This is a genomic window from Collinsella sp. (genome assembly GCF_052346665.1).
Taxonomy (GTDB): Bacteria; Actinomycetota; Coriobacteriia; order Coriobacteriales; family Coriobacteriaceae; genus Collinsella.
Map to the genome: position 1 here is coordinate 9,245 of NZ_DAWDUX010000014.1, position 10,543 is coordinate 19,787.

At 61.6% G+C, this 10,543-nt stretch carries 5 protein-coding genes; 4 read left to right on the top strand and 1 reads right to left on the bottom strand.

Features of this window, described 5'->3' with window-relative positions:
- Positions 1-863: 863 nt before the first annotated feature.
- The gene (nifJ, locus tag ACT8II_RS03850; protein ID WP_118652848.1) at positions 864-4,406 is read left to right on the top strand and encodes a pyruvate:ferredoxin (flavodoxin) oxidoreductase; all 3,543 of its coding nucleotides are present in this window, start codon (positions 864-866) and stop codon (positions 4,404-4,406) included.
- Between the two features lie 549 nt (positions 4,407-4,955).
- Here nifJ and ACT8II_RS03855 read toward each other — a convergent pair.
- Positions 4,956-5,921, bottom strand: coding sequence for a helix-turn-helix domain-containing protein (locus ACT8II_RS03855; RefSeq protein ID WP_443813025.1), 966 nt, complete (start codon positions 5,919-5,921; stop codon positions 4,956-4,958).
- Between the two features lie 469 nt (positions 5,922-6,390).
- On the opposite strand from ACT8II_RS03855, the gene ptcA reads away from it, so the two are divergent.
- The 3 genes from ptcA to ACT8II_RS03870 all read left to right on the top strand — a co-directional run bounded on the left by ptcA (position 6,391) and on the right by ACT8II_RS03870 (position 10,371).
- Positions 6,391-7,470 carry a putrescine carbamoyltransferase gene (ptcA, locus tag ACT8II_RS03860; protein ID WP_302742507.1) on the top strand — a complete coding sequence of 360 codons (1,080 nt, stop codon included), beginning with the start codon at positions 6,391-6,393 and terminating at the stop codon, positions 7,468-7,470.
- A 77-nt stretch (positions 7,471-7,547) separates the two neighbouring features.
- Positions 7,548-8,978, top strand: coding sequence for an APC family permease (locus ACT8II_RS03865; RefSeq protein WP_294158364.1), 1,431 nt, complete (start codon positions 7,548-7,550; stop codon positions 8,976-8,978).
- A 187-nt stretch (positions 8,979-9,165) separates the two neighbouring features.
- The gene (locus tag ACT8II_RS03870; protein WP_294158362.1) at positions 9,166-10,371 is read left to right on the top strand and encodes an agmatine deiminase family protein; all 1,206 of its coding nucleotides are present in this window, start codon (positions 9,166-9,168) and stop codon (positions 10,369-10,371) included.
- Positions 10,372-10,543: the final 172 nt, after the last annotated feature.

Sequence of the window (10,543 nt, forward strand, 5' to 3'; positions counted from 1 at the left end):
AGCGGTGGCTGGATTAAAGTCCGGAACAAGGATTCTTTGAGGACGGTGCGCCAGCATGCAGGTGCGCCAATGAAGGGGACGCTGGGCAGCAGGGCGCGGTATTGCGGCGGAATGCGATGCAGCGCAAAGGCGGTTGGCCCGCTCAATATCTGGTCCATCAGTCGGTTCCCTCCCAGCTTGCATTCAAGTACGTTCAATAATGTGGTTGGGTTGGATATACCCAGAATGAATGAGCTCTCTATCTGGGGTTTTGACAAATTATCTGCTTCTGTTCTCGAGGCATTGGCCAAATTGAACGTACTTAGGTGAATCACCGGAATTAGTCGTCGGCATTAATCGCCGAAAGATGCGCGAGTGCGAGCCCGGACAGATCAGGGAGCGCGCGCTGTCCGGAGCGGCGGCAGTGCTTGGGGATGATTGTGGGGCGTGGCCGTTCGCGCGGTAACGCTGGCCTTTGGGCCGAAGTGCGCAAGGGCGTGCGGAGGTGCCGTCGAGGTAGGGTGGCGGCACATGCCGGCAACAGAACGCGGCGGACGATGATGGTGGAGTACGACCGCGAGGGCGGCACATTGAGCAAGCCGGTGTCGATGGCACGAGGTTCATCATTGATGAGATACTGCGTAGTCCAATATATCTACCTGCGAAAACATACGTTCGCCGACTCAACTAGATTGTGCTTTTAGGACTCATAATCGGGGGTACAATGGTTCTACATGCGCATCCCGCGTGGCGATATGTCATGCCGCGCGAGTGCATGGTGCGATCTTCCGAGGCAGCTGCTCGGTTCCGTCCGCCATGCGAGCATACCGGGAGCCGCAGTGACTCCCGGCGCCTTATATACCTAGTCGAGAGGAGAGGGGTATATGGCAGATCGTAAGTTCAAGTCTATGGACGGCAACGAGGCCGCCGCGTACGTTTCGTACGCGTACACCGAAGTGGCGGGTATTTACCCGATCACGCCGTCCAGCCCCATGGCCGACCATGTCGACCAGTGGGCGGCTCAGGGCATGAAGAACATCTTCGGTACGCCCGTGAACGTGGTTGAGATGGAGTCTGAGGCTGGCGCTGCCGGCGCCGTCCATGGTTCTCTGGGAGCTGGTGCCCTCACCACCACCTACACGGCGTCCCAGGGTCTCCTGCTCATGATCCCGAACATGTACAAGATCGCGGGCGAGGGCCTGCCGAGCGTCTTCCACGTTTCGGCCCGTACCGTCGCCACCCACGCGCTCAACATCTTCGGCGATCACTCCGACGTCATGGCCTGCCGCCAAACCGGCTTTGCCATGCTCGCCGAGGGCAACGTCCAGGAGGTCATGGACCTTTCGCCCGTCGCCCACCTTGCCGCTCTCACCGGCAAGACGCCGTTCCTCAACTTCTTCGATGGCTTCCGCACCTCGCATGAGATCCAGAAGGTCGCCGTGTGGGATTACGAGGACCTCAAGGACATGTGCGACATGGAGGCCGTTCAGGCCTTCCGCGATCACGCACTCAACCCGGAGCACCCCACCGCTCGCGGCTCCCATGAGAACGGCGATATCTTCTTCCAGCACCGCGAGGCCTGCAACGGCACCTACAACGCGCTGCCGGCCATCGTCCAGTCCTACATGGACAAGGTGAACGCCAAGCTCGGTACCAGCTACCATCTGTTCGACTACTACGGCGCCGACGACGCCGACCGCGTGGTCGTCTGCATGGGTTCCTTCTGCGACACCCTCGAGGAAGTCATCGATTACCTGAACGCCCACGGTGAGAAGGTCGGCCTGGTCAAGGTTCGTCTGTACCGTCCGTGGTCCGTTGAGGACTTCGTGGCCGCCCTGCCCGCGACCGTCAAGAAGATCGCCGTGCTCGACCGCACCAAGGAACCCGGCTCCATTGGCGAGCCGCTCTACCAGGACGTCGTCTCCGCGCTGTACGAGGCGGGCCGCTCCGACCTCGTGGTGACCGGCGGCCGTTACGGCCTCGGTTCCAAGGACGAGCCGCCGGCGGCTGCCTTCGCCGTGTTCGAGGACCTCAAGTCCGATACGCCCAAGCGCGAGTTCACCATCGGCATCGAGGACGATCTTACCCACCTGTCTCTGCCCATGGACCCGGATGCCCCCAACACGGCGGCTGAGGGCACCATCGAGTGCAAGTTCTGGGGCCTTGGCGGCGACGGCACCGTTGGCGCCAACAAGAACTCGATCAAGATCATCGGCGACCACACGGACAAGTACGTCCAGGCCTACTTCCAGTACGACTCCAAGAAGACCGGTGGCGTCACCATTTCGCACCTGCGTTTTGGCGATTCCCCGATCCGTTCCCCGTACTACGTGACCAAGGCCGACTTTGTGGCTTGCCACAACCCGAGCTACATCATCAAGGGCTTCAAGATGGTCCGCGACGTCAAGCCCGGCGGCACCTTCCTGGTCAACTGCCAGTGGACGCCCGAGGAGTTCGCCTCCCATATGCCGGCGAATGCCAAGCGCTACATCGCCAAGAACAACATCAACGTCTACCTGATCGACGCCATCGACCTGGCCGCCAAGGTGGGCATGGGCAAGCGCACCAACACCGTGCTTCAGTCCGCGTTCTTCGCGCTGGCCGGCGTTCTGCCGCAGGAGGAGGCGCTCCAGTACATGAAGGACGCCGCCACCAAGTCCTACGCTAAGAAGGGCCAGGCTATCGTCGACGCCAACCACAAGGCCATCGACGCCGGCGCGACCGCGTTCGTGAAGTTCGATGTTCCCGCCGACTGGGCCGACGCCACCGACGAGGCTCCTGCCGAGGTCCTCACCGATGCCGAGAAGACGGCAATCGCCAAGCAGGTCAAGGAGCTCATGGAGCCCATCGCCCGCATGGACGGCGACTCCCTGACCGTCTCCGCCTTCAAGGATTGCGCCGACGGCCAGTTCGAGCTGGGCGCCTCCGCATACGAGAAGCGCGGCGTCGCCGTTATGGTCCCGCATTGGGACGAGACCAAGTGCATCCAGTGCAACCAGTGCGCCTACGTGTGTCCGCATGCCACCATCCGTCCGTTCGCGCTCAACGCGGACGAGGTCGCCGAGGCCCCCGAGACCATGCGCATGCTGGATGTGAAGATCCCCAAGGACACCGGTTACAAGTTCGCCATCGCCGTCAGCCCGCTCGACTGCATGGGCTGCACCAACTGCGCCAAGGTCTGCCCCAAGGACGCGCTCACCATGGTTCCCGCCGAGGGCGAGCTCGTCGAGCAGAAGACCTTCGACTACTGCGTGGCCAACGTCGCCGAGAAGCCCGAGCTCGTGGGCAACAACGTCAAGTCCAGCCAGTTCAAGCAGCCCCTGCTTGAGTTCTCCGGCTCCTGCGCCGGCTGCGCCGAGACCGCGTACGCCCGCCTGGTGACCCAGGTCTGCGGCGACCGCATGTTCATCTCCAACGCCACCGGCTGCTCCTCCATTTGGGGCAACCCCGCCGCGACCTCCCCGTTCTGCACCGATGCGAACGGTCACGGCCCGGCTTGGAACAACTCCCTGTTCGAGGACAACGCCGAGCATGGTCTCGGTCTCGAGCTCGGCTACAAGGCCGTCCAGGGCAAGCTCGTCGCCGCGTGCGAGGAGATGTTCGGCTGCGACAAGGCTTCCGATGAGCTGAAGGCCGCCGCCCAGGCTTGGATGGACGCTCGCAACGATGTTGAGGGCTCCAAGACCACCGCTGCCGCGCTGATCGCCGAGTGCGAGAAGTCCGATTGCGACAAGGCCAAGGAGATCCTGGCCGACAAGGCGTACCTCACCAAGAAGTCCTTCTGGATCTTCGGCGGCGACGGCTGGGCCTACGACATCGGCTTCGGCGGCCTGGATCATGTCCTCGCCTCTGGCAACAACGTCAACGTCTTCGTGTTCGACACCGAGGTGTACTCCAACACCGGCGGCCAAGCCTCCAAGGCCTCTAACCTGGGCCAGGTCGCCCAGTTCGCCGCCGCGGGCAAGAACATCAAGAAGAAGAGCCTCGCCGAGATCGCGATGAGCTACGGCTACGTGTACGTGGCGCAGGTCGCCATGGGCGCCAACCCGGCCCAGACCCTCAAGGCCATCCACGAGGCCGAGGCCTACGACGGCCCGTCCATCATCATTGGCTACAGCCCCTGCGAGATGCACTCCATCAAGAAGGGCGGCATGCAGAACTGCCAGGCCGAGATGAAGAAGGCCGTGGATTGCGGTTACTGGAACCTCTTCCGCTACAACCCGGCTGCCCCCGAGGGCAAGAAGTTCGCCCTCGACTCCAAGGAGCCGGCTGGCGGTTATCGCGACTTCCTCATGAACGAGGCGCGCTACGCCAGCCTGACGCGTTCCTTCCCGGAGCGTGCCGAGGAGCTGTTTGCCGAGAACGAGGCCGCTGCCATGGATCGCTACCAGCATCTGGTCAAGCTCAAGACGCTCTACAACGAGTAGTCGCCTAAAACGGGCTGTAAGCCGCAGCGCATAGCGCCTGATGCGCCCCCGTCGGATTCATTTCCGGCGGGGGCGTTTGCATGGGCGTTGGAAAACACAGTTCCCAGCGTGATGGAAATGCGCGATACAAGTCATCACCTCGAGAAAGGGACGGGTGCTAATCTGAGGTGCGAAGTGCATGGTGCGGGGGTGCTTGGCATGAGGCGCTTGGTATGAAGTACTTGCAGCGAAGCGCAAGTCACGAGAAATGAAGTCTCGGCGTTGCCACGGAAAAGGCGAGTTCCGCGAGAGTTAACTCTCGCGGCGGGTTTTTGTCGTTTTGTCCGGATTGCCGCCTCGAGAGTTAACTCTCGAGGCAGCCGAGTGGAGGCGGGCCATAACTTGAAATGCCCAAACGCGTGTCGAACAGGATGCTGCGCATGGCGAGGTGCCTGATGGAAAAGCGTAGTAATTCGACCATAATCGAGATGGAAAACGCAAGAAAAAACGACAAAAACGTGATGTAAAAGCGTAAACCTGCTGGTTGTGGTGGGTATCTAGTTTCACACCTTAGCTCTGCCAGAAGTCGACGATGAGGTCCTCGCGGTTCTTGGTGCCGGTCTTCTTGACGAGGTTGTGCACGTGGGACTTGATGGTCCCCACGGCGAGCACGAGCTCGTCGGCGATCTCCTGGTTGGTCTTCTTCATGACGACGAGGCTCAGGACCTCGGCCTCCCGCTCGGACAGCCCGTGCTCCATGCGGTACCTCGGCATAATGGTGTCGATGTGGCGCTCGATGTCAGGGACGTTCTCGATTTCGGGGGCCTCCTGGATGCGGATGGAGAGCACGTGGTAGATGTGGCGCAGCAGCAGAAGGGCCGCGAAGACGAGCAGCACGTTCTCCGTGAAGTTGCGCTCGGAGAGGTACAGCGGCAGCCAGCTCTCGCCGTCGCTCGGCGGCATGACGAGGATGACGAGCGTGTCCTCGAGGATGATAAGGCCGACAAGCGTGAGGACGACTCGCAGCGGCTTGCGGAACTTAGCGAGCTGTGCTTTGAGTTCGGGGGAGGCCTCGTGCTTATAGCTCCAAATGGCATAGAGCAGGGTTCCAAAGGAGAACGCCTGCCGCAGCGTGTAGTACAGCCATTGGCGTACGGGACCCTCGGGCATGAGGAATATGACCACGAGGTTCGCTATTGAGAGCACGATGACCGGCCATGCGAACAAACGCTTGGAGTGCTTGTCGAGCACGTTGAGGATGAGAAGCCAAACGAACGCATTGAGGATGATGCTCACAGCGGTGCGCAGCACGGGCATCGAGATGGCGTAGTACTCGTCCATGGGGAACGGCTGGTTCTGAGAGATGTACTCGTGGAAGAAGATCTCGGTCAGCTCGATCGCGTAGCAGACGAAGGCACCGGTGCTAAAGAAGAACAGCCGCCGGCGCGTTGACGCCAACGCGGCAAACGAGAACACGGCAGTGACGATGCACAGGGTGAGCATCGCAATCGTGTAGAAGAAAAACAGGCTGTTCATACTCAGTCCCTCCCAAATCTTGGCCAGTATACATACTACCCAAACGGGAAAGAGCAAGTTTAGCCGTCCGACCTGCGGCTCTTCTACCTGCGGTTTATTGGGGTTTATTCTCTTATGCGGTTGAAATGGCCCAGTGAGCGGCAAAACATGCATCAAAAAGTGATCGCGGGCCCCACGTCCAAGATTCGCCGTGCGAGGCGTCGACCGTTCAGGGAGCCGTTCGCGGATTCGGCGAACGGTGCCACGAGACTCCGTCGGCGAGGGGGTCGGGTCGTCAGATGCTGGTGGGATGACCGTCCTCAACCGGAGTTGGAGCCGGTTTAATTCCCCGAGCGGCCTATCAACTCGAATAAACTCGCCAATCGCACAAGCTCGTCCAAAGATGAAGTCACGGAACGAGGCGGGGTGCACAAGATGCCCCGCGTAGCAAAGTCGGCGCCAAGACGGCGGACGGCGGAAAGGACGAGCAATGGCTATGCCCAAGGACTTTATCGACACCAATGAGTTCACCAAGGAGCAGATCCTGGCGATCGAGGACCTCGGCCTCGCTATGAAGAAGGCCATCAAGGTCGACGGCTACTATCCCCACCTGCTCCGCAACAAGACCCTCGGCATGATCTTCCAGCAGGTGTCCACCCGCACCCGTCTCTCCTTCGAGACGGCTATGACCGACCTCGGCGGTCACGCCCAGTTCTACGGCCCGGGCTCCATCCAGCTCGGTGGCCATGAGTCCCTGGGCGACACCGCCCGCGTCATGGGCTCGCTGCTCGACATCATGATGGCCCGCGTGGACCGCCACAAGGACGTCGTCGGCCTCGCCGAGGGCTCCGCGGTGCCCGTCATCAACGGCATGTCCGAGTTCAACCACCCCACGCAGGAGATGGGCGACCTCATGACCATGCTCGAGAACCTGCCCGAGGGCAAGAAGATCGAGGACTGTACCCTCGCCTTCATCGGCGACGCCACCCAGGTCTGCCTCTCCCTCATGTTCATCTGCTCCAAGATCGGCATGAAGTTCGTGCAGTTCGGGCCCAAGGGTCACCAGATCTGCGACGGCGCCCTGCACGTGGGCACCGAGGAGGAGCGCGCCGAGTTCGGCAAGAAGCTCATGGAGATCGGCGAGGAGAACTGCAAGGTCTCCGGTGGCTCCATCGTGATCTCCGATGACATCGAGTGCATCAAGGGCGCCGACTTCATCTACACCGACGTGTGGTACGGCCTGTACGACGAGGAGGTCGAGGGCGAGAACTACATGGACGTCTTCTACCCCAAGTACCAGGTCACCATGGACATGATGAACTTCGCCGGCCCGAACTCCAAGTTCATGCACTGCCTGCCGGCCACCCGCAACGAGGAGGTCACCGACGAGGTCATGGACGACCCCGAGCGCTCCCTGTGCTGGGTTGAGGCCGAGAACCGCAAGCACTCCATCCGCGCCCTGCTCGCCACGCTCGGCGCCCGCACCCCGCTCAATGACGATGACGTCGAGTACTCCGCCAAGGCCGAGCTGCACGCCGCCCTCGACAAGATCTGCGAGCTGCAGGCCTAAGTCCTCTCTTTGCGGGCGGCGGATGCTCGTCTCCTGCCGCCCGCCTGCCTATCATTGACTGAGCTAAAGGAATACCAATGAGCGAATCAAAGAAGAAGCTCTCCTTTTTGACCGTTATCGCCACCGTCATCTGCGTCGTCTTCGTCTGCGAGGCCGCCGCCCCCGCGGCCGCCATCGGCAACCAGCAGTTCTTTTGGTGGATCTTTTTGGTCATCACCTTCCTGCTGCCCTACGGCATGATCGTCGCCGAGCTGGGAACCACCTACGACGGTGAGGGCGGCATCTACGACTGGGTGCGCGAGGGCCTGGGCGACAAATGGGGCGCCCGTATCTCGTACTACTACTGGATCAACTATCCCTTCTGGATCGCCTCCCTGGCGACCATGTTCCCCGACATCTTGGGCATGGTGTTCCACGTCGAGTTCTCTCTGGTCGCCAAGATCGCAATCGACCTCGGCTTCGTATGGCTGGTCTATCTGATGGGCCGCTCCAAGGTCGCCGACTCCGAGTGGGTCTTGAACGGCGGCGCCATCATCAAGGTCGCCGTCGCGGTCGCCGTGGGCGCCCTGGGCATCTGGTACGCCATGGAGAACGGTTTCGCCTCCGACATGAGCCCGCATACCTTCCTGCCCGAGCTCACCAACGCCAACGCGCTCAGCTACCTGTCCGTGATCATTTTCAACTTCATGGGCTTCGAGGTCATCTGCACCATGACCGATGACATGGCCGATCCCAAGAAGGACATCCCCAAGGCGATCATCGTCGGCGGCCTGTCCATCGCGGCCATCTACCTCTTCGCCGGCTTCGGTATCGGTGCGGCGGTCCCGGCCAGCCAGATCGACCCCGACTACGGCATGATCTACGCGCTGCAGACGATGGTCGGCGACTCCCCGATCTTCAAGATCATCTGCATCGCCTTCCTCGTCACCCTGTTCGCCAACATGGCCGCCTGGTCCTTCGGCGTCAACTCCGTCGCCCGCTATGCCGCGGAGCACGGCAACATGCCCAAGATCTTTGCGTCCATGATCTCCAAGGACGACATGCCCAATGGCGCCAACCTCGTCAATGCCATCGTGGCCTCCCTCGTCCTGTGCCTGCAGCTCGTCCCGATCCCGGCGATCTCCGAGGGAATCTTCTGGATGCTCTTCGGCACCTCCGTCGTGTTCCTGCTGCTCACCTACATCCCGATGTTCCCGGCCTTCCTCAAGCTGCGCCGTGTCGACCCGAACCGCGAGCGCGTCTTCAGCTTCCCCTTCAAGGGCGCCATGATGAAGATCGCCATCGCCGTCCCCTGCATCGAGCTCATCCTGGCCATCGTCGCGACCATCGTGCCGCTCAGCGCCGCCGAGTTCGAGAGCAAGATCCCGATGCTGATCATCTTCCTCGTCCTGCTGGGTGTCGGCGAGATCTTCCGCGTCGTCTCCTCCAAGGGCCGTGAGGTCGAGTACAGGGGCCTGACCCCGGAGCTAGCCGCCCAGCGCCTCGCCGAGGAGGCCGAGGAGAACTAAAGCGCCTCATCTTGGGGCTCCAACTCTCCTCGCGTACCGTAGTGCGCTTCGTCGAGCTTGTCGCTCCCAACATGAGGCGCTCTAGCCTCCTCGGAGAAAAGAGGACTAGGGCACCCCACCTATACAGGTAGTTTCGCGCGGGGTGACCCGCCTCGCGCACAAGGTTGTACGAATATGGAGGTTCACAATGCGTACGATCTACGAATCCGACTCCACGCCTGCGGCCGATGGCTTCTTCATGCCGGCGGAGTTCGCTCCGCAGGACCGCGTGTGGATGGGCTGGCCCCACCGCACCGACACCTGGGCCCACGGCGCCAAACCCGCCCAGAGACAGTACGCCGCCATCGCCCGCGCCATCGCCGAGTTCACCCCGGTCACCATGTGCGCCAACCAGGCCGACTACGCCAACTGCAAGGCCGTCTTCGAGGACGACGAGAACGTCACCGTCATCGAGATGACCACCGACGACGCCTGGTTCCGCGACACCGCCGCCACCTACGTCATCGACGGCAAAGGTGAGAAGCGCGCCTGTCATTGGCACTTCAACGCCTACGGCGGCCTCATCGACGGCCTGTACTTCCCGTGGGACAAGGACGAACAGATCGCCCTCAAGATGGCCGAGCTCTCCGGCTGCCGTCGCTATCGCCCCGACGACATGATCCTCGAGGGCGGCTCCATCACCGTCGACGGCGAGGGCACCCTCGTCGTGACCGACCAGTGTCTGCTGTCCCCCGGCCGCACCTGCTCCGCGGTGCTCGAGGAGGAAGAGGACCCCGAGTCAATCTGGCCCAAGTTCAAGAAGAAGTTCGAGCCCTGGAGCGAGGAGCTTCGCGCCTACATGGACGAGCACCTCAAGGATTACCTCGGCGTCGAGAAGGTCATCTGGGTCAAGGAGGGCATCGACCCCGAGGAGACCAACGGCCACATCGATGACGTCGCCACGTTCATCGCCCCGGGCGTCATGGCCTGCATCTGGACCGACGATCCCGAGTACCCCTTCTATGAGCAGTGCCACGCCGCCTACGAGACCCTCTCCAACGCGGTCGACGCCAAGGGCCGCAAGATGAAGGTCTACAAGCTCCCCATGCCCGTCAACCCGCTGTTCATGGACCAGGCCTCCTGCGACACCATCGACGCCGACGAGAACGCCGAGCCGCGCGTCGCCGACGAGCCGCTGATCGCCTCCTACATGAACTACCTCGTGACCAATCACGGCGTCATCGTTCCGCAGTACGGCGATGAGAACGACGCCCTGGCCGTCGAGACCCTCCAGAAGATCTACGACGAGGTTTGGGGCGAGGGCGTCTATAAGTGCGTCGGCGTCCAGTCCGAGCAGGTCGTCTACGGTGGCGGCAACATCCACTGCATCACGCAGCAGGAGCCCTCTGCGTAATGGGCCGCTCCGCCTGATCACGCTTTTCCGCGGAGCGGAAGCGCCCCGTTTACTCCACTGTGATAACAGGTACGCATATTCTTGTTCATTCTTGTATAGAAATGCATAGACAAGCTAAATCTGCAGGATTGATATACAAGAGGCGCAAGGGCCTGACTATTTGGTCAATGTG